At 51.9% G+C, this 19,836-nt stretch carries 22 protein-coding genes and 1 pseudogene; 13 read left to right on the top strand and 10 right to left on the bottom strand.

Features of this window, described 5'->3' with window-relative positions; all coding sequences use genetic code 11:
* The first annotated feature begins 3 nt into the window (after positions 1-3).
* The 4 genes from OGV65_RS08655 (at position 4) to gstA (ending at position 4,160) form a co-directional block, all read left to right on the top strand.
* Entirely contained in the window at positions 4-696 is a 693-nt protein-coding gene (locus tag OGV65_RS08655; protein WP_016153005.1) for an electron transport complex subunit E, read from the top strand.
* Positions 696-1,331: an endonuclease III gene (nth, locus tag OGV65_RS08650; RefSeq protein WP_016153004.1), complete on the top strand. Its 636-nt coding sequence runs from the start codon at positions 696-698 to the stop codon at positions 1,329-1,331. Before OGV65_RS08655 ends, nth begins: the two co-directional genes overlap by 1 nt.
* 613 nt (positions 1,332-1,944) lie before the next feature.
* On the top strand, positions 1,945-3,450 hold the full coding sequence (dtpA, locus tag OGV65_RS08645) for a dipeptide/tripeptide permease DtpA (RefSeq protein WP_016153003.1): 1,506 nt from the start codon (positions 1,945-1,947) through the stop codon (positions 3,448-3,450).
* 104 nt (positions 3,451-3,554) lie between these two features.
* Entirely contained in the window at positions 3,555-4,160 is a 606-nt protein-coding gene (gstA, locus tag OGV65_RS08640) for a glutathione transferase GstA (RefSeq protein WP_016153002.1), read from the top strand.
* 83 nt (positions 4,161-4,243) lie between these two features.
* On the opposite strand, the gene pdxY is transcribed toward gstA, so the two are convergent.
* From pdxY to anmK, 5 genes are all read right to left on the bottom strand, one after another.
* Positions 4,244-5,104 (bottom strand): pyridoxal kinase PdxY, encoded by an 861-nt coding sequence (pdxY, locus tag OGV65_RS08635; RefSeq protein WP_019076734.1) that lies wholly within the window; start codon positions 5,102-5,104, stop codon positions 4,244-4,246.
* Positions 5,105-5,168: 64 nt separating this feature from the next.
* Positions 5,169-6,443, bottom strand: a complete 1,275-nt coding sequence (gene tyrS, locus OGV65_RS08630; protein WP_003836431.1) for a tyrosine--tRNA ligase — start codon at positions 6,441-6,443, stop codon at positions 5,169-5,171.
* Positions 6,444-6,569: 126 nt separating this feature from the next.
* Entirely contained in the window at positions 6,570-7,226 is a 657-nt protein-coding gene (gene pdxH, locus OGV65_RS08625) for a pyridoxamine 5'-phosphate oxidase (protein WP_047500532.1), read from the bottom strand.
* Positions 7,227-7,284: 58 nt separating this feature from the next.
* On the bottom strand, positions 7,285-7,614 hold the full coding sequence (mliC, locus tag OGV65_RS08620) for a C-type lysozyme inhibitor (protein WP_085951051.1): 330 nt from the start codon (positions 7,612-7,614) through the stop codon (positions 7,285-7,287).
* 87 nt (positions 7,615-7,701) lie between these two features.
* Complete coding sequence (gene anmK, locus OGV65_RS08615; RefSeq protein WP_286454855.1) at positions 7,702-8,823, bottom strand: anhydro-N-acetylmuramic acid kinase; 1,122 nt, start codon at positions 8,821-8,823, stop codon at positions 7,702-7,704.
* A gap of 274 nt (positions 8,824-9,097) precedes the next feature.
* Between anmK and slyB the strand changes: the two genes are divergently transcribed.
* Complete coding sequence (gene slyB, locus OGV65_RS08610) at positions 9,098-9,565, top strand: outer membrane lipoprotein SlyB (protein ID WP_046276343.1); 468 nt, start codon at positions 9,098-9,100, stop codon at positions 9,563-9,565.
* Between the two features lie 47 nt (positions 9,566-9,612).
* Here slyB and slyA read toward each other — a convergent pair whose 3' ends face one another.
* A complete protein-coding gene (gene slyA, locus OGV65_RS08605) occupies positions 9,613-10,053 on the bottom strand; it encodes a transcriptional regulator SlyA (RefSeq protein WP_019076732.1) in 441 nt (146 codons plus the stop codon).
* A gap of 192 nt (positions 10,054-10,245) precedes the next feature.
* Between slyA and OGV65_RS08600 the strand changes: the two genes are divergently transcribed.
* The 3 genes and pseudogenes from OGV65_RS08600 to OGV65_RS08590 all read left to right on the top strand — a co-directional run bounded on the left by OGV65_RS08600 (position 10,246) and on the right by OGV65_RS08590 (position 13,385).
* Positions 10,246-10,482: a DUF1656 domain-containing protein gene (locus tag OGV65_RS08600; RefSeq protein WP_286454854.1), complete on the top strand. Its 237-nt coding sequence runs from the start codon at positions 10,246-10,248 to the stop codon at positions 10,480-10,482.
* A 2-nt stretch (positions 10,483-10,484) separates the two neighbouring features.
* Positions 10,485-11,348, top strand: a complete 864-nt coding sequence (locus tag OGV65_RS08595; RefSeq protein WP_016152996.1) for an efflux RND transporter periplasmic adaptor subunit — start codon at positions 10,485-10,487, stop codon at positions 11,346-11,348.
* Positions 11,345-13,385: pseudogene (locus OGV65_RS08590) on the top strand (FUSC family protein). Before OGV65_RS08595 ends, OGV65_RS08590 begins: the two are co-directional and overlap by 4 nt.
* Here OGV65_RS08590 and sodC read toward each other — a convergent pair.
* From sodC to OGV65_RS08575, 3 genes are all read right to left on the bottom strand, one after another.
* Positions 13,361-13,885, bottom strand: coding sequence for a superoxide dismutase [Cu-Zn] SodC (sodC, locus tag OGV65_RS08585; protein ID WP_286454853.1), 525 nt, complete (start codon positions 13,883-13,885; stop codon positions 13,361-13,363). The pseudogene OGV65_RS08590 and the gene sodC sit on opposite strands and share 25 nt — an antisense overlap.
* Positions 13,886-13,966: 81 nt before the next feature.
* Complete coding sequence (locus tag OGV65_RS08580) at positions 13,967-14,863, bottom strand: aldo/keto reductase (RefSeq protein ID WP_016152993.1); 897 nt, start codon at positions 14,861-14,863, stop codon at positions 13,967-13,969.
* 49 nt (positions 14,864-14,912) lie between these two features.
* Positions 14,913-15,152 carry a DUF1289 domain-containing protein gene (locus OGV65_RS08575; RefSeq protein ID WP_016156428.1) on the bottom strand — a complete coding sequence of 80 codons (240 nt, stop codon included), beginning with the start codon at positions 15,150-15,152 and terminating at the stop codon, positions 14,913-14,915.
* Between the two features lie 101 nt (positions 15,153-15,253).
* Between OGV65_RS08575 and OGV65_RS08570 the strand changes: the two genes are divergently transcribed.
* From OGV65_RS08570 to rnt, 4 genes are all read left to right on the top strand, one after another.
* On the top strand, positions 15,254-15,853 hold the full coding sequence (locus OGV65_RS08570) for a TetR/AcrR family transcriptional regulator (RefSeq protein WP_016152991.1): 600 nt from the start codon (positions 15,254-15,256) through the stop codon (positions 15,851-15,853).
* A gap of 54 nt (positions 15,854-15,907) precedes the next feature.
* Positions 15,908-17,005, top strand: a complete 1,098-nt coding sequence (locus tag OGV65_RS08565) for an alkene reductase (protein WP_286454852.1) — start codon at positions 15,908-15,910, stop codon at positions 17,003-17,005.
* A gap of 97 nt (positions 17,006-17,102) precedes the next feature.
* Positions 17,103-17,510, top strand: coding sequence for a lactoylglutathione lyase (gloA, locus tag OGV65_RS08560; protein WP_003029198.1), 408 nt, complete (start codon positions 17,103-17,105; stop codon positions 17,508-17,510).
* Between the two features lie 94 nt (positions 17,511-17,604).
* Entirely contained in the window at positions 17,605-18,252 is a 648-nt protein-coding gene (rnt, locus tag OGV65_RS08555) for a ribonuclease T (RefSeq protein WP_016152990.1), read from the top strand.
* 54 nt (positions 18,253-18,306) lie between these two features.
* Here the strand turns inward: rnt and grxD are convergent, their stop codons facing one another.
* On the bottom strand, positions 18,307-18,654 hold the full coding sequence (grxD, locus tag OGV65_RS08550; RefSeq protein ID WP_003832760.1) for a monothiol glutaredoxin 4: 348 nt from the start codon (positions 18,652-18,654) through the stop codon (positions 18,307-18,309).
* A 333-nt stretch (positions 18,655-18,987) separates the two neighbouring features.
* On the opposite strand from grxD, the gene OGV65_RS08545 reads away from it, so the two are divergent.
* Positions 18,988-19,818, top strand: a complete 831-nt coding sequence (locus OGV65_RS08545; RefSeq protein WP_019076728.1) for a C40 family peptidase — start codon at positions 18,988-18,990, stop codon at positions 19,816-19,818.
* The last annotated feature ends 18 nt before the right edge of the window (positions 19,819-19,836 follow it).

The following is a 19,836-nucleotide window of genomic DNA, read 5'->3' as shown; positions in this document are numbered from 1 at the left end:
ACCATGAGCGAAATTAAAGACGTTATTGTCCAAGGGTTATGGAAAAATAACTCCGCGCTTGTGCAGTTACTCGGGATGTGTCCGCTGTTGGCCGTCACCTCGACTGCCACTAACGCGCTGGGCCTGGGACTCGCGACTACGCTCGTCCTGACGCTGACGAATCTGACGATTTCTGCCCTTCGTCGCTGGACACCGCCTGAAATTCGTATTCCGATTTATGTCATGATCATCGCCTCCGTGGTGAGCGCGGTGCAAATGTTGATCAATGCCTACGCTTTTGGCCTGTATCAGTCTCTGGGCATCTTTATCCCGCTGATTGTGACCAACTGTATTGTTGTTGGCCGCGCTGAAGCCTTCGCAGCCAAAAAGGGCCCTGCGCTATCCGCACTCGATGGCTTTTCCATCGGCATGGGCGCAACTGGCGCCATGTTTGTTCTGGGCTCGCTACGTGAAATAATTGGTAACGGTACACTCTTTGATGGCGCAGACGGTTTGTTGGGTAGCTGGGCCAAAGTATTGCGCGTTGAGATCTTTCATACCGATACGCCGTTTCTGCTGGCCATGCTGCCACCAGGCGCGTTTATTGGCCTGGGTCTGATGCTGGCTGTTAAGTATCTGATTGATGAGAAAATGAAGAAACGTCGTGCCGAGGCGGCTGTCACGGACAGTCCGGCCGGTGAAACAGGGAATGTGTAATGAACAAAGCAAAACGGCTGGAAATACTGACGCGCCTGCGTGAGAACAATCCGCATCCGACAACCGAGCTAAATTTTACATCGCCGTTCGAACTGCTGATTTCAGTCTTGCTCTCCGCGCAGGCCACCGATGTCAGCGTCAATAAAGCGACGGCTAAGCTCTACCCCATCGCCAATACGCCAGCCGCGATGCTGGAGCTAGGCGTTGAAGGGGTTAAGTCCTACATCAAGACAATCGGTTTGTTTAACAGCAAAGCGGAGAACGTGATTAAAACCTGCCGCATTCTGCTGGAGCAACATAATGGTGAAGTGCCTGAAGACCGGGCCGCATTAGAAGCCCTGCCCGGGGTTGGGCGAAAGACGGCTAATGTGGTGTTAAATACCGCCTTTGGCTGGCCCACTATTGCCGTAGATACCCATATTTTTCGCGTTTGTAATCGTACCCAGTTCGCACCGGGTAAAAACGTAGAGCAGGTTGAAGAGAAGCTGCTGAAAGTCGTACCCAGTGAATTTAAAGTCGATTGCCATCACTGGTTAATTCTTCATGGCCGCTACACCTGCATAGCCAGAAAGCCACGCTGCGGTTCCTGCATTATCGAAGATCTTTGCGAATTCAAAGAGAAAGTCGATATCTGATGCTGCCGGGGCATACTGCTTGCCCCTCGCTAACATAACGATTAGTTATGCACTCCCCTGAGTTTATTTTCCCGACAATGATGCCGTTCAACCGCGCATATCTAATGCAATATTCTTGTTAATTAACACCTGAGCAGGTTAATCGTTTTTTTAGTAAAAGAAATTTCTATCTATACGTGATCCAGATCATCCAGATAACACAATGTTAAAAAATATTTATTTTTTAGTTAAAGTGACAATCAGATGACCTAACTGAACAGTTTCTAAACAAAACATTACACTGGCTATTTTTCAGATAATGGCCTATATCACTGGATTCAAGCGCAAATAGCAGAACATATCGCCACATTGCGGTTTTTACCCTGATTAAACAGTGTAAAAATCTGCCATTTTTCAAATGAAGAAATTTAACGCTAGATAACATTTCACAGCCCCGACGATTTCACCAGTCATGATATATGTAACAGATTATTACAAACCACTTGTCTGAATGGTCAAGATAGTGAACATTACTTGCCGTTTCCCCTCCCACTATAACAATCGGACGGATGAACTTGACTCATCACGTGCCTGAACACCCCCGTTGATATGGGATGTAAAAAAAGAGGTAAAAGTGTCTACTGCAAACAATAAACCAACAGAAAGCGTGAGTTTAAACGCCTTCAAACAACCAAAAGCGTTCTATCTCATTTTCTCTATTGAGCTGTGGGAGCGTTTTGGTTATTACGGCCTGCAAGGAATTATGGCCGTCTACCTGGTTAAACAACTGGGTATGTCAGAAGCGGATTCCATCACCCTTTTCTCGTCCTTTAGCGCCCTGGTGTACGGTCTGGTTGCCATTGGCGGCTGGTTAGGTGATAAAGTTCTGGGTACAAAACGTGTCATTATGCTGGGTGCCGTTGTCCTGGCCATCGGTTATGCGTTGGTAGCATGGTCTGGTCACGATGCGGGCATCGTTTATATGGGCATGGCGGCCATCGCGGTCGGTAACGGCCTGTTTAAAGCAAACCCATCATCCCTGCTCTCTACCTGCTATGCCAAAGATGACCCGCGTCTTGATGGTGCATTTACCATGTACTACATGTCCGTCAACATCGGTTCATTCTTCTCTATGCTGGCAACACCGTGGTTAGCTGCGCATTACGGCTGGAGCACCGCGTTCGCACTGAGCGTCGTGGGTATGCTGATTACCGTTGTTAACTTCGCATTCTGTCAGCGCTGGGTTAAACAGTACGGTTCTAAACCTGACTTTGAGCCGATCAACTTCCGTAACCTGTTGCTGACTATTGTTGGCGTCGTGGTACTGATCGCGATTGCAACCTGGTTGCTGCACAACCAGCAGATCGCTCGTATGGTTCTGGGCGTCATTGCTCTGGGTATCGTGTTTATCTTCGGTAAAGAAGCATTCACCATGCACGGTGCTGCGCGTCGTAAAATGATCGTCGCCTTCATTCTGATGCTGGAAGCGATTATCTTCTTCGTGCTGTACAGCCAGATGCCGACCTCACTGAACTTCTTCGCGATTCGTAACGTTGAGCACTCTATTCTTGGCATTGCTTTCGAACCTGAGCAGTACCAGGCACTGAACCCGTTCTGGATCATCATTGGTAGCCCAATCCTCGCCGCTATCTATAACAAGATGGGCGATACCCTGCCGATGCCAACCAAGTTTGCGATTGGTATGGTGCTGTGTTCCGGTGCGTTCCTGATCCTGCCGCTGGGTGCTAAATTCGCTACCGATGCGGGCATCGTTTCCGTTAACTGGCTGATCATCTGCTACGGTCTGCAAAGTATCGGTGAACTGATGATCTCCGGTCTGGGTCTGGCAATGGTGGCTCAGCTGGTTCCGCAACGCCTGATGGGCTTCATCATGGGTAGCTGGTTCCTGACCACTGCCGGTGCAAACATCATCGGTGGTTACGTAGCCAACATGATGGCTGTACCAGAGAACGTCACTGACCCGCTGATGTCCCTTGAAGTCTACGGTCGTGTGTTCCTGCAGATTGGTGTTGCTACGGCTGTTATCGCTGTTCTGATGCTGTTGACGGCACCGAAACTGAATCGTATGACTCAGGACGATGACGTCAATGAGAAAGCCTCTAAGGCCGCGACAGCGTAATTCTCAGGGAAACTCTTTTTCAGGCCGCTAACTGGTGTTAGCGGCTTTTTTTTTGCCTGAGCTAGCACTACCATACGATATACCTCAGCCAAAAGGAGTTACCGATGAAACTGTTCTACAAACCGGGCGCTTGTTCTCTTGCTTCCCACATCACACTTCGTGAGAGCGGTAAAGATTTCACGCTGGATGGTGTTGATCTGATGAAGAAGCGTCTGGAAAACGGCGATGATTTTTTCGCGGTAAACCCAAAAGGGCAAGTTCCCGCGCTGCTGCTGGATGACGGTACGCTACTGACCGAAGGCGTCGCCATCATGCAATACCTGGCGGACACCGTTCCAGACCGTCAACTCCTTGCCCCGACCAGCAGCCTCTCCCGTTACAAAACCATTGAATGGCTTAACTACATTGCGACAGAACTGCATAAAGGCTTTACCCCACTGTTCCGTCCCGATACGCCGGAAGACTTCAAGCCAACCGTTCGCGCGCTGCTGGAGAAAAAAATGCAGTATGTGAACGACGCGCTGCAAGATAACCAATGGATCTGCGGTTCGCGCTTCAGCATTGCGGACGCCTATTTGTTCACCGTGCTGCGTTGGGCCTATGCGGTTAAGCTGAATATGGCAGGGTTAAGCAATATCGATGCGTATATGGCGCGTATGGCTGAACGTCCGGCGGTTGCCGCGGCGTTGAAAGCAGAAGGGTTAAATTAATTGTTGTTGCCGGGTAGCGCTTGCGCTTACCCGGCCTACAGCCAAACGCAGGCCCGATAAGCGTGAGCGCCATCGGGCATTGGTTATAGCTGCGTCGCGCTGAAGTAGTGTTCAGGCTTCGCGATACAATCCTGCGCAGCCACGACCTGCAGCTCATACTCGTGCATTTTTTTGGTAGCAATCATCACTTCGTACACCGCCGCCGTCACGTGCTCCAACGCCTGCTGTAAAGACGCGCCCTGCAGCAGTTTAACCAACAATAAGCCGCTGGTGACATCACCCACGCCAACCGGTTGACGAGCGCCAAAATCGACTAACGGTCGGCTGATATGCCATGCCTGTTCAGCAGTAACTAACAGCATCTCGAAACGATCTGCGCTGATACCCGCGCGAGCCAGATGCTTCACCAGCACAATTTCTGGTCCCTGAGCGATGAGCTCACGCGCTGCCGCCACGGCCTCATTGACATTATTCACCGCATGCTCGCACAGAATTTCGAGCTCAACCAAATTCGGGGCGATAATATCGCTGGCTGGAAGCGCATGGCGTACATGAAACTCCGCTACGCCCGGCGCGACGATACACCCTTTTTCCGGATGGCCCATCACCGGGTCACAAAAATATTTCGCCTGCGGATTGGCCGCTTTTACTTTGCGTACAATACCCAGAATATGCTCGCCCTGTTCAGCCGAGCCAAGATAGCCGCTCAGTACTGCGTCACAAGTCTGGAGTTTATCGATATCGGCAATGCCCTGGACAATGTCAGTCAGATGACTCGGCGGCATAACGCAACCGGTCCATTTGCCGTACTGTGTGTGGTTAGAAAACTGAACGGTATTCAGCGGCCAGACATTTGCGCCAAGACGACGCATTGGAAATTCTGCTGCACTGTTGCCCGCATGACCAAAAACAACGTGGGACTGGATGGCGAGGATATTCTTCATTTTACTTACCACAACCCTGAAAAAATAAAGGGGCGTAGTTTCCCACGCCCCTGCTAACTAAATCTTACTTCCAGCAAATCAGACAATAGTTCTTCTTGCCACGGCGCAGTAAGGTGTAGCGCCCGAACAGGATATCACTCTCCTGGAAGAAATATTCCGGATCGGATTGCTTCTCACCGTTGATGGTCACCGCATTAGACGCGATAGTCTTACGTGCCTGGCCGCGAGAAGGTTGCAGCTCGGAGTCCACCAGCGCCTGCATCAGATCGGCACCTTTGTCCATCTCGATCATCGGCACGCCATCCTGCGCCAGCTGTTCGAAATCCGCTTCGCTCAAGTCGCTCAGATTACCGTTGAACAAGCTTTCGGTAATACGTTTTGCCGCTACCAGACCTTCTTCGCCGTGAACCAGACGCGTTACTTGCTCAGCCAGAACATACTGGGCGCGCGGCGCTTTACCGCTATTTTTATCTTCTTCTTCCAGCGCATTGATCTCTTCAATGTCCATGAAGGTGAAGAATTTCAGGAAGCGATAAACATCCGCATCGGCGGTATTGATCCAGAACTGGTAGAATTTGTACGGACTGGTTTTCTTCGGATCCAGCCACACAGCGCCGCCTTCCGTCTTACCGAATTTCGTGCCGTCAGCTTTAGTGATCAACGGAACGGTCAGACCAAACACCTGGTTCTGGTGCAGGCGACGGGTCAAATCGATACCCGAAGTAATGTTGCCCCACTGGTCAGAACCGCCAATCTGCAGCGCAACACCGTGCAGTTTGTTCAGGCAGGCAAAGTCATAACCCTGCAGCAGGTTGTAAGAAAACTCGGTAAAAGAGATCCCCTGATCGTCACGGTTCAGACGCTGCTTCACCGCTTCTTTGTTGATCATCTGGTTAACGGAGAAGTGTTTGCCGATATCACGCAGGAAAGTCAGTACATTCATACTGCCAAACCAGTCATAGTTGTTCGCAGCAATCGCCGAGTTGTCGCCACAGTCGAAATCGAGGAACGGTGCAACCTGTTTGCGGATTTTATCCACCCACTCCTGCACGGTGTCTTCGGTATTCAGTTTACGCTCAGCGGCTTTAAAGCTCGGGTCACCAATCAGACCGGTTGCGCCGCCCACCAGTGCGACAGGTTTATGGCCTGCCTGCTGGAAGCGTTTCAGGCATAACAATGGAACCAGATGCCCCAAATGCAAGCTGTCAGCGGTAGGATCGAAGCCGCAATAGAGCGCGATCGGGCCTTGCGCCAGTCGCTCTGCTAACGCTTCCTCGTCCGTCACCTGGGCCACCAGCCCCCGCTCTTGCAATTGTTTAATCAAGTTACTGCTTGCCATCAAAATCTCCATGTATAAAACGACTGCACCTTAGCCGGTACACGACTTTTCGCCTGATGCGAAAGAAACATAGAATAAAGCGCCGGATTGTTCAGCACCAGCGCTTAAAACAAGAATTTTGCATCTTTAGGGGGCCAGGCGATCAATTTTCCACGCGTTATCTTCGCGTTGGTATAAAAAACGATCGTGCAGACGGTTTTCGCCACCCTGCCAGAACTCCATCTGCTCAATACTCACGCGAAAGCCTCCCCAGAAACTGGGCAGTGGAACGTCCCCTTGCTGAAACTTCTGCTTCAGTTCGAGGAATTTGCTTTCCAGAATACCGCGCGCGGAGATCCGACTGGATTGCTTAGAGACCCAGGCGCCAATCTGGCTATCACGTGGGCGACTGTGGAAGTATTTCACCACTTCCAGCGTGGACAGGCGCTCAGCCTTGCCGATCACCATCACCTGCCGTTCCAGCGTATGCCAGGGAAACAGGAGGCTGATGCGTGGGTTTTTCTCAATCTGATGTGCCTTACGGCTACCGAGGTTGGTATAGAAAACCAGCCCTTTATCATCATAATGTTTGAGCAACACGATACGCTGATAAGGCTGACCGTTTTCATCGACGGTAGCAACGACCATCGCAGTGGGATCGGCCAGTTTGGCGTCACAGGCTTGCCCCAGCCAGCGCTCGAACAGCGCAAGGGGCTCGGCGGGAAGATCGCGGCGGCGGAGACCGCCTTTCGTGTATTCACGGCGCAAATGCGCGATTTGCTGCAATTCGTCGTTATCAGACATGATGTTGGCTACGGATTGTCAGTGGGTGACGCTATTGTGCGCCGCCCAGGTGAAAATCTCAACGCTTCGGGTTCTGTAACTGACAGTTATTTAGCACAATTCTGTCTCGTTTATAGACCGTTGCCTCATCGCCTTTAGACCAGAAGACGTAAATACCATCGGTATAGCGAGCACCTGATGCCGACACGCCCTGTTTGAGGTTCAATAGCTGATTATCATAAACAAAACTCGCCATCTGACGGGTATTGTTCAGCTTCACGGTAAGCGGTTTTTCGTCACAGCGGTATTCAAGCGTATCCGTTTGCATACGCTCGACAAATTGGTTGTACACGCTGCACCCGCTAAGCAGTACCGGCAGACACACTAACAACAGTTTTTTCATAGCCATATCCTGAAGACTTTCCTGGTCCTGGAGGGTAATGGCACCCTCCCTAATATCCCTAGTTTATCGACATATGGCGCTGAATAATTTCAGTTAACTCTGAGTTCGTGGGTTAGCGGGATAAATCGCCCCTAAAACGCTCGGTTCTGATGCGCCGGTCACGGAAGGCAGATTTCCCGGTAATCCCGCCAGCGTTCGCCACGCCAGCCAGGCAAAAGCCAGGGCCTCCATATCATCGCCGCTGATCCCAGCCTCATCGGTTGAAGTGACCTCTGTCCCTGGCAATAATGCCGCCAGACGCATCATCAGCAGCGGATTACGGCTGCCGCCGCCGCATACCATTAGCCGTTCACAGCCTCCGCTTAGCAAGACCTGCTCGGAAATGGTCACGGCCGTCAGTTCGGCAAGCGTCGCCTGCACATCCCGCGGGCTTATTCCCGGGAACTGCGCCATATGACGTTCTATCCAGCCATAATTGAAATACTCGCGGCCAGTGCTTTTCGGCGCAGGCGCAGAAAAATAAGGATCGTTAAGCATATTTTGCAGTAAAGGCAGGATCACCGTTCCCGATGTGGCCCACTGCGCATCTTTGTCGTAGGGTTGGCCGCATTGCCGCCAGATCCAGGCATCCATCAGCATATTGCCCGGCCCGGTGTCGTAACCGCGAACGGGTTGCTGTGGGATAAGCAGAGACAGATTGGCAATTCCGCCGATGTTTAGCACCATCCGCCGCTCCGTTGGATGAGCCAACAGCGCCTGATGAAAAGCGGGAACCAACGGCGCGCCCTGCCCGCCGAGAGCAATATCGCGGCGACGAAAATCGCCGATCACCGTTATCCCGGTACGCGCGACGATTTGATTGTTGTCGCCAATTTGCAGCGTGTGCGGCGCAATTCCCGTCGGTTCATGCCACACGGTTTGCCCATGACAGCCAATCGCAACGATCTCCTGCGGTTTCAATTTTTCCTGTGCCAACAGCGCATTCACCGCCTCGGCAAACAGATAACCGAGCTGTGCGTCAAGTTGGCCAAACTGCGATAGCGCAAGCTGCTGCCCCTGACAGATATCCAGGATCGCCTGCTTTATATGGAGAGGGATAGGCCAGGTCAGACTCGCCTGTTGCGCAACCATCGTTTCATCTATTGTCGCCAGCACAACATCGACACCATCAAGGCTGGTTCCAGACATTACACCGATAAAACGGCCCGATTTCATATGTCATCCTTTTAAGCAAATTAGCCTTGACACTCAACCATAAAGTGCCGACTAATGCCATGCTTCCTTAATGATTTTTGAGGGCTAATCATTACAATGGACGCTTTATTACATCAATTATATGAATGATTCGTTTATACTCGGTATATCCGATTTCGGTTAAGATTTTCATATTGTTCCAGTAGAACATGTGACCTTAGGCTCACAAGTGCCATATAATTTAGCCATGAAGGGTGCTTTATTAGCGTTTCGTGGTGTTAAAGGAGATTTGTAAATGATTAAACGTGTGCTGATTGTTGCATTAATGGGTGTGTCTTTGGCGGGCTGCGTTAACAATGATAGCCTTTCAGGCGACGTATACACCGCATCCGAAGCGAAACAAGTTCAGAACGTTACCTACGGTACAATTGTTCATGTTCGTCCGGTGCAAATCCAGGGTGGCGATGACGCAAACGTGATTGGCGCCATTGGTGGTGCGGTACTCGGCGGGTTCCTGGGTAACACCGTCGGCGGCGGTACGGGTCGTTCATTAGCCACGGCGGCTGGCGCAGTTGCCGGTGGCGTAGCGGGTCAAGGCGTACAAGGTGCGATGAATAAAACCCAGGGTGTAGAACTGGAAATCCGTAAGGACGACGGTAATACCATCATGGTGGTTCAGAAACAGGGTGCGACCAAGTTCTCAGCTGGCCAGCGCGTTGTTATGGCTAACAACGGCAGCCAGGTTACCGTGTCTCCACGCTAATCGAATTCACGTGTGGTCAGGCTCTGGCCACACGTCATCTCATCGTTTCAGCCCTGTGACTGCAGTTCAATAATATTGTGTTCCAGTCTGGCGACCAGTTTAATCAGCAGATCAATTTCCTCAGCTGAAATCCCTTCCAAAATTTCTCCACGCGTCTTGTTGATAACCGCTTCCATATCTGCAATCAGCGGCTCTGCTTTTTCTGTCAGTTTAATTCTCTTAGCCCGACGATCGCTGGCGCAAGTCTGTCGTGAAATGAGTCCCTTTTCTTCCAGCTGGTCAAGCGTGCGTACCAACGAAGGCTGCTCGATGCCAATCGCTTTAGCCAACTGAATCTGCGATTGATCAGGCGGCAATTGATGAATGTTGTGCAGCGTAACCCAATGCGTCTGCGTCAACTCCAGAGGTTTCAGGCGATGGTCAATCAGAGCACGCCAAATGCGCACCAACCGTGCCAGATCAGAACCTAATGGCGATTCCAATTTCATCTCCTTATAATTAGCTTGCTAAGTTATTGTGCTGATTTTAGAATAGTGTGCAGCATTTGTATTCCCAAAACAAATGTATTGCCAAATTTGCTTACCGGCTGACATTTTTTCAGACATTATGCGTTACAGAGACTCATTGTCTCTTTTTTGCTAAACCTATAGCAATGCTCTCTTCCGCCAAGGATTTTGCCCGTGAAGTTTATGTTTAATGCAACAGGATTGCCTCTACAAGATTTAATGATCGGAGCATCTGTCTACTTCCCTCCTGTTTTCAAGGCGTTTGTAGCAGGATTTATTCTCTGGCTGGTTGTTCATCGCCTGCTACGCGACTGGATTTACTCCGGCGAAATCTGGCATCCCCTGTTAATGGATCTGTCACTCTTTATGCTTTGCGTATGTCTGGCCTTTGTAATGCTGATTGTGTGGTGATTATGTCGCTTAAAACCATTAAATACTTCTCCACCATTATAGTCGCTGCCATCGCAGTTTTCGCCGGATGGTGGATGTGGAATTACTATATGCAATCGCCCTGGACACGTGATGGCAAAGTGCGTGCTGAGCAGGTCAGCATCACGCCGCAGGTCTCAGGCAGCATTAGCGAACTCAATATAAAAGATAACCAGTTTGTGAACAAAGGCGATGTCCTTTTTATCATCGATAAGACGCCGTTTCACATTGCTGAACTAAATGCGCAAGCGCAGCTGGCGAAGGCACAGTCCGATCTGGCGAAAGCCAATAACGAAGCCAACCGCCGCCGTCATTTATCGCAAAATTATATCTCAGCCGAAGATCTGGATACTGCTAACCTCAACGTGAAAGCCATGCAGGCCAGCGTTGAAGCAGCCGAGGCCAGTCTGCGCCAGGCACAGTGGCAACTGACGCAGACGGTGGTCAAAGCGCCCGTAGCGGGCTGGGTCACCAACCTTTCAACTCGTACTGGAGACTACGCCTCAACCGGTAAGCCCCTGTTTGCCCTTGTCGACAGCCACTCTTTCTATGTGATGGGGTATTTTGAAGAAACCAAGTTGCGCCACATTCGTGAAGGTGCGCCTGCGGTTATCACGCTCTACAGCGGCAACATAAAGTTACAGGGTCACGTATCCAGTATTGGTCGCGCCATCTACGACCAAAGTGTGGAAAGCGATTCCGGTCTGATTCCCGACATCAAACCCAATGTGCCGTGGGTGCGTCTGGCCCAACGCGTTCCGGTCCGCATCGAATTCGACGCTCTGCCGCAGGATGTCACCCTGGTTTCTGGTACGACCTGCAGCGTGTCTATCGGCCAGCGTAAATGAAACTGTCCCACCTGATGCCAGGCCATTGGCCGTGGTTTAAAGCCACGGTAGCGCAGTGGCGTTATGCGTTGCGAAATACCATTGCGATGTGTCTGGCGTTAACGTTCGCCTATTACCTGAATCTGGATGAGCCCTACTGGGCGATGACCTCGGCGGCAGTGGTCAGCTTTCCCACCGTCGGCGGGGTTATCAGCAAAAGTCTGGGTCGTGTTGCGGGTAGCTTGCTGGGTGCCACCGCCGCGTTGATTATTGCCGGTCATACCCTCAATGAGCCGTGGTTGTTTTTGCTGAGCATGTCAGTGTGGATCGGTTTTTGTACCTGGGCATGCGCGCATTTCACCAATAACGTCGCCTATGCCTTTCAACTGGCCGGTTATACGGCGGCGATCATTGCTTTTCCCATGGTCAATACCATAGAGATTACGCAGTTGTGGGATATCGCTCAGGCCCGCGTATGCGAGGTCATCGTCGGTATCCTGTGCGGCGGCATGATGATGATGATCCTCCCCAGCACCTCCGATGGCACTACGCTGCTTACCGCGCTGAAAAACATGCATTCGCGTTTACTGGAGCATGCCAGCTTACTCTGGCAACCGGAGACAACAGATGCGATTCGCACAGCTCATGAAGGTGTTATCGGTCAGATTCTTACCATGAACCTGCTGCGTATTCAGGCGTTCTGGAGTCACTACCGTTTTCGCCGTCAAAATGCGTTGCTCAATTCGCTGTTGCATCAGCAGTTACGTATGACCAGCGTGATCTCCAGTCTGCGCAGGATGCTCCTGAACTGGCCCAATCCCCCGGCTAATACCCGGGAAATCATCGAACAACTGCTCAGCGAGCTGGTCAAATCCAATACCGACACCTACACCGTCGCGCGTATTATCGCCCCCCTGCGTCCTCTCGATGCGCGCGACTATCGGCACGTCGCCTTCTGGCAACGACTGCGTTATTTTTGTCGGCTGTACTTACGCAGCAGTCATTATCTGCATTTACTGGAAAATGGCGTTACCGCCGAGCGTATTACTATCGCCCGCACGCCAGGACTTGCCCGTCATACCGATAATGCGGAAGCTCTCTGGAGCGGATTGCGTACGTTCTGTACACTGATGCTTATCGGCGCATGGAGCATTGGCGCGCAATGGGAATCAGGCTCTGGCGCACTAACGCTCGCGGCCATCAGCAGCGTGCTCTATTCCGCCGTAGCCACGCCGTTCAAGTCACTTTCTTTGCTGATGCGCACGTTGGTTCTGCTGTCGCTGTTTAGCTTTGTGGTTAAGTTTGGCCTGATGGTGCAAATCTCTGACCTCTGGCAATTCATTCTGTTTCTCTTCCCGTTGCTCGCTACCATGCAACTCCTGAAGCTACAAATGCCAGCGCTGGCGGGTCTTTGGGGACAGCTAATCGTGTTTATGGGATCGTTTATCGCGGTGACTAATCCGCCGGTTTATGATTTTGCTGATTTCCTGAATGACAATATGGCGAAAATCACCGGCGTGGCGCTATCGTGGCTGGCATTCGCCATTCTGCGGCCTGGATCGGATGCGCGGAAAGGCCGCCGCCATATTCGCGCCCTGCGCCGGGATTTTGTCGATCAGCTCAGCCGACATCCCTCGCTCAGCGAAAACGAATTTGAGTCGCTGACCTATCACCACGTCAGCCAGCTCAGCAACAGTCAGGATGCCCTGGCGCGACGCTGGCTATTGCGTTGGGGGGTTGTCTTGCTGAACTGCTCGCACGTGGTGTGGCAACTGCGCACCTGGGAGGTGCGTTCAGATCCTCTGGCTCGCGTCAGAGACGTGTGTATTTCGCTGCTTCGCGACGTAATGAGTGAGCGCGGCGTTCAGCAACGACCGCTGAATGCCACGCTGAGTGAGCTACAGCGTATTTGCGACACGCTCGCCCACCATCATCAACCTGCGGCGCAGGAACTGTCGGCGCTTATCTGGCGACTACACTGCTCGCTTTCGCAGCTCGAACAGGCGCCTCCGCCGGGTACGCTAGGCAATTGATTATTTGATAACGCCACAGGCGTAGCGCGCTCCGCCACCGCCAAGCGGTTTTGGTTGATCGGACATATTATCGCCACCGACATGGATCATCAGCGCTTTGCCTTCAACCTCATCGAGCGTTTTCAGCCGCGGCGCAATGACCGGTGTTGTGGCGTTACCGTCGTTATTCACCACCAGCAGCGGCAGGTCGCCCATGTGGCCTGCGCCTTCCGGGCCTTCGTGCTTGCCGGTTTGGTGCGGATCATAATGGCCTCCAGCCGATTCCGCGGCTGAGGCTTTTCCTTCTTTAATCGCCGGTTGGCAACTGCCATTCGCATGGACATGGAAGCCATGTTCACCCGGCGGCAGCGCTTTCAGATCGGGCGTAAACTCCAGCCCTTTCCCGGTTTCAGCAATAGTGACCGTACCAATCGCCTGGCCGACGCCTTGCGACGTTACCAGATTCATCGTCACTTTTTCTTCACTTGCAGCCTGCGCACCTGCACAGGCGAGTAGAGTAATAATGGCCAAACTCAAACGCTTCATAAGACCTCCGTCCGAAAGGTGTCTGATTGATAAGTGTAAACCAGTGACACAAATTTGAACGGAGAAGCGTCAAAAACGCGATTACGGTACGTCGTAACCCAGCGCGGCTTTGCGAATACGGAACCACTGCTGGCGAGACATGTTCAATGACTCAGACTCAACGGCAGCGCGTACGCGCTCTATCTTCCCTGAGCCAATAATCGGCAACGGCTGAGACGGCAGACGTAAAATCCAGGCGTACACCACCTGCTCAATGGACTGCGCGTTTAACTCTTCTGCGATTGTGGCAAGTTCATTACGTAATGGCTGGAACGCATCGTCATTAAACAGACGACCACCGCCGAGGCAGGACCAGGCCATCGGACGAATGCGCAGTTGTTGCAGTTGATCTAAAGTACCATCCAGCAGGAGCGGCTGATGTACCGGTGAGATCTCAACCTGGTTAGTCGCCAGCGTGAACGGCAGACGCGATTGCAGCAGTGAGAACTGTGCCGGGGTGAAGTTAGATACGCCAAAGTGACGCACTTTTCCGCTATGGTGCAATTTTTTGAACGCGTCAGCGACGTCGTCCGCATCCATGAGCGGATCGGGACGGTGGATGAGCAGCAAATCAATATGATCGGTCGCCAGTAACTTCAACGATGCTTCCGCACTGGCAATGATATGCGCGCTGTCGGTGATGTAATGACCCAGCGCATTTTCCGTGCGCGCCGTCGTGGCGATCCCGCACTTGGTAACAATCTGCATTTTTTCACGCAGATGCGGGGCCAGCTTCAGTGCCTCGCCAAACGCCGCTTCACACTGGTATCCGCCGTAAATATCGGCGTGATCGACGGTGGTAACGCCCAGGTCCAGATGTTCTTCAATAAAGCTGACTAGCTGGCGCGCGGACATATTCCAGTCCATCAGGCGCCAATACCCCATTACAAAGCGAGAAAATTCCGGACCTTGCGGCGCAATAGTAATACGCTGAACCATAGCAGCTTCCTTATAAGTGAATGTGCATCGAGTATACGCAATTACGCTTTTAAAAGAGTGAAGGTTGTTGCGGTTCTTCCGAAGGGTTGGCTTTGTTTGCTCGTAATTTACGCATCAGGCGCTGACGACAAAGCCGTAGCACTTCCTGCTTTTCGGCATCGCTCATCTTTTGCCAGTTAAAACGCTCATCCCGACTGCGAAAACAGCCGCGGCAAAAACCGCGCTCGTCAGACTGACATATTCCACGGCATGGGCTCTGGACGGGGAAAAACTCCAGCTGTTCGGCCACATCCCCTCCTTTCGTAAGATTGATATACCTATTGAAGACGTTAACTGAATTTCTCGCAAGCGCTATTGCATTAGACCGACTGGTCTATTACACTCCTTCCCATGAACAAAATCACTGAACACGATACACGCGAACATCTGCTGGCGACGGGCGAACTGCTGTGTATGCAGCGCGGCTTCACCGGTATGGGCTTAAGCGAACTACTGAAAACCGCTGAAGTCCCCAAAGGTTCGTTTTATCACTATTTTCGCTCTAAAGAAGCGTTCGGTGTTGCGATGCTGGAACGCCACTATGCGGCCTATCATCAGCGACTGGCTACGCACTTTGATACGGGGGCAGGAAACTATCGCGACCGTATTCTGGCCTACTATCAGGAAACCCTGAACCAGTTTAGCCAGCACGGCATTATCAGCGGTTGTTTAACCGTAAAACTGTCTGCCGAAGTGTGCGATCTGTCAGAAGATATGCGCACGGCGATGGATAAAGGCGCGCGGCACATTATTGCGCTGTTAGCGCAGGCGCTGGAGAAAGGTCAGGCAAACCATTGTCTGTCCTTTGTTGGCGAGCCGTTACAGCAGGCGCAGGTATTGTATGCGCTGTGGCTGGGCGCCAACCTGCAGGCCAAGATTTCTCGTAGCGCCACCCCGCTGGAAAATGCGCTGGCGCACGTTAAAACCATCATTACTACGCCTGCCGTTTAACAGGCGTTTTTATTTCTTTTATTACTAGACGACCGGTCTATTCAGGAGTGCCATATGTCATCTGAAAAACTTTTTTCCCCACTGAAATTGGGTGCTATTACGGCAGCAAACCGCGTATTCATGGCGCCACTGACGCGTCTGCGCAGCATTGAGCCTGGCGACATCCCTACTCCGCTGATGGCCGAGTATTACCGTCAACGCGCCAGCGCGGGTCTTATCATCAGTGAAGCTACACAGATTTCCGCGCAGGCGAAAGGCTATGCGGGGGCACCCGGCTTACACAGCGAAGCGCAAATTGCCGCATGGAAAAAAATCACCGCTGCCGTACATGCGGAGCAAGGTCATATTGCGGTCCAGTTGTGGCATACCGGGCGCATCTCTCACGCCAGTCTGCAGCCCAACGGTCAGGCACCGGTCGCACCTTCCGCGATTAGCGCCGGAACCCGGACCTCGCTTCGTGATGAAAATGGTCTGGCAACGCGTGCGGATACCTCAATGCCGCGTGCGCTGGAAACGGAAGAAATTCCCGGCATCGTTAATGACTTCCGTCAGGCGATTGCCAACGCGCGCGAAGCGGGTTTCGACATGGTTGAACTGCACTCCGCTCACGGCTATCTGCTGCACCAGTTCCTGTCGCCAACGTCTAACCAGCGTACCGATCAGTACGGCGGCAGCGTCGAAAATCGTGCACGTCTGGTGCTGGAAGTTGTCGATGCCGGTATTAAAGAATGGGGTGCCGATCGCATTGGTATTCGCGTATCTCCGATTGGCTCATTCCAGAACGTTGACAACGGGCCGAACGAAGAAGCCGATGCGCTGTATCTGATTGAACAACTGGGCAAGCGCGGAATCGCTTACCTGCATATGTCTGAGCCGGACTGGGCTGGCGGCGAGCCGTATTCCGATGCGTTTCGCGAAAAAGTTCGTGCGCGTTTCCACGGTCCGATCATTGGTGCGGGTGCCTACACACCTGAAAAAGCAGAAGCACTGATCGAGAAAGGCCTGATCGACGCCGTTGCTTTTGGTCGCGCCTATATCGCTAACCCGGATCTGGTTGCGCGCCTGCAGCGTAAAGCGGAGCTGAATCCGCAACGTGCCGAAAGCTTCTACGGCGGCGGCGCGGAAGGTTACACCGATTATCCTACCCTCTAACGTCACAAACTCCGTTCTGCCATTGATAGCGGCGTAACAACGCCGCTATACTAAAACAACATTTTGAATGTATTAGCCATTTTCGAAGGGGAAAAAGATGCGTTTACTTCATACCATGCTGCGCGTGGGTGACCTGCAGCGTTCCATCGAGTTTTATACCAACGTGCTGGGCATGAAGCTGCTGCGTACCAGCGAAAACCCTGAATACAAATACTCCCTGGCCTTTGTCGGCTACGGCCCTGAAACCAGCGAAGCCGTGATCGAACTGACCTATAACTGGGGTGTCGACAAGTATGAGCTGGGCACTGCCTACGGCCATATCGCCCTGAGCGTAGATAACGCAGCCGAAGCCTGTGAACGTATTCGTCAGAATGGCGGTAACGTCACGCGTGAAGCCGGTCCGGTAAAAGGCGGCACAACCGTAATCGCATTCGTTGAAGATCCAGACGGTTACAAAATTGAACTGATCGAAGAGAAAGACGCCGGGCGCGGCCTGGGCGACTAACCTCCCCACGGGCGCAGATCGTCTGTGCCCGTAGTTTTATACTCATCATTTTGCCATAATACGCGCTGCAATTTTCCCGTATTAAGAGACCCAGATGTCCGATAACGCTCAACTTTCCGGTCTGTGTGACCGTTTTCGTGGTTTTTATCCTGTCGTCATTGATGTCGAAACCGCAGGGTTCAATGCCAAAACCGATGCGCTGCTTGAGATCGCAGCCATCACACTGAAAATGGATGAACAAGGCTGGCTGATGCCGGACACGACGTTACATTTCCACGTAGAGCCATTTGAAGGCGCGAATTTGCAGCCGGAAGCCCTCGCCTTTAACGGAATTGACCCTAACAATCCGCTACGCGGCGCGGTCAGCGAATATGACGCTCTGCATGCCATCTTTAAAATGGTGCGTAAAGGCATTAAAGACAGCGGCTGCAATCGGGCGATCATGGTGGCGCATAACGCTACGTTCGACCACAGTTTTATGATGGCCGCAGCAGAACGCGCCTCGCTCAAACGTAATCCATTTCATCCGTTCGTCACCTTTGATACTGCGGCCTTAAGCGGCCTGTCTCTGGGGCAAACTGTGTTATCGAAAGCGTGCCTGGCGGCAGGAATGGAATTTGACGGGACTCAGGCGCACTCGGCGCTGTATGACACCGAACGGACGGCCGTGCTGTTTTGCGAAATTGTTAACCGCTGGAAACGTCTCGGCGGCTGGCCTCTTCCCGTGCCTGAAGAGGCATAACGGACCGATAAAAAAAGCGACCATCACGAGGTCGCTTTTTTATTTACGCTGATATTATTCAGCGTCCGGCTCTTCGGTTTTGTATTTCGCCGCTGTTTCTTTAATCAGCTGCTGCAACTCACCGCGCTGGTACATTTCGATCAAAATGTCACAGCCGCCAACCAGCTCACCATCAACCCACAGCTGCGGGAAGGTTGGCCAGTTTGCGTATTTCGGCAGCTCGGCGCGAATATCCGGGTTCTGCAGAATATCAACATAAGCAAAGCGTTCACCACAGGCGGACAGCGCCTGCACAGCCTGAGCGGAGAAACCGCAGCTTGGCAGTTTAGGGGAACCTTTCATGTACAGGAGAATCGGGTTTTCAGCGATCTGGCGCTGGATTTTTTCGATAGTGGTGCTCATTATCTTGCTTCCTTAAACTTCTTTTACGGCAGTAGTCTGACATTGTAGCGGGTCAGACAGGCAACGGAAAATAACATTTTCATTACGCGTTATTATTTTATCCCCTGACGCCAAAAGTTGCATTCACAATCTCATTTATCCCCTTAAAGCCTGTGGATTTGATTATTCATTCACCAACGCCAACTTTAATTGCTGATTTTTTTTGCGGTCGGTTACGAAACGTAGTTTTAAACAAAAAAGCTATTAACTTTCCCTCTTTCTATAGATTAGAATCATCAAGTTTTGAAAATCACACGCAGGCATGATAGACCTGCCTTACCAGAGGATTGCTCAGTGGCGCGGATAAACCGAATCTCGATCACGCTCTGTGCTTTACTTTTTACTACACTGCCCTTTACGCCCATGGCTCATGCTTCCAAGCAGGCCAGGACGACACCTACCCATTCCCACACCATCAAAACGGTAGATAAAAAGAAAAGCGCAACAACCAGCCAAAAAACAACAAAAACCAGCAAGAAAACGGCGACAAAAACCACCAGCAAAACCAGCACCAAAACCGCTTCCTCTTCTAAACATCGCACTGCCGCTCCGGCAAAGTCGACTAAAACAGCAAACCGTCGTGGTAAAAACACCGCAGCACAAACCGCTGCCGTTACCTGGACTGAAAAATGCACGCCGCGCAAAGGTCATAAGCCGCGCTGTGTAAAAGTGAAAACCACCGCACCAACGACGCTGGCTGACGCGCATAAAGTGAAAGTGCAGAAAGCCACTAAAACCGCCATGTCCACGCTGATGAACCAGATCGGCAAGCCTTATCGCTGGGGCGGCACCTCACCAAGAACCGGGTTTGACTGCAGCGGTCTGGTCTATTACGCCTATAAAGATCTGGTGAAATTCCGCATTCCACGTACAGCGAACGAAATGTATCATCTGCGCGATGCTGCGCCGATTGAACGTGGCGAACTGAAAAATGGCGATCTGGTATTTTTCCGTACCCAGGGGCGTGGAACTGCCGATCACGTTGGCGTTTATGTTGGCAACGGTAAGTTTATTCAGTCACCGCGCAGCGGTCAGGAAATTCAAATCACCTCTCTGAGTGAAGATTACTGGCAGCGCCACTATGTGGGCGCTCGTCGGGTAATGACGCCAAAAACAATTCGTTAAAAACTTACCCTACAGTAC

Origin of the sequence: Citrobacter sp. Cb004 (assembly GCF_030337065.1) — a bacterium.
Taxonomy (GTDB): domain Bacteria; phylum Pseudomonadota; class Gammaproteobacteria; order Enterobacterales; family Enterobacteriaceae; genus Citrobacter; species Citrobacter braakii.
This window is presented reverse-complemented; position numbering and strand designations above follow the sequence as displayed.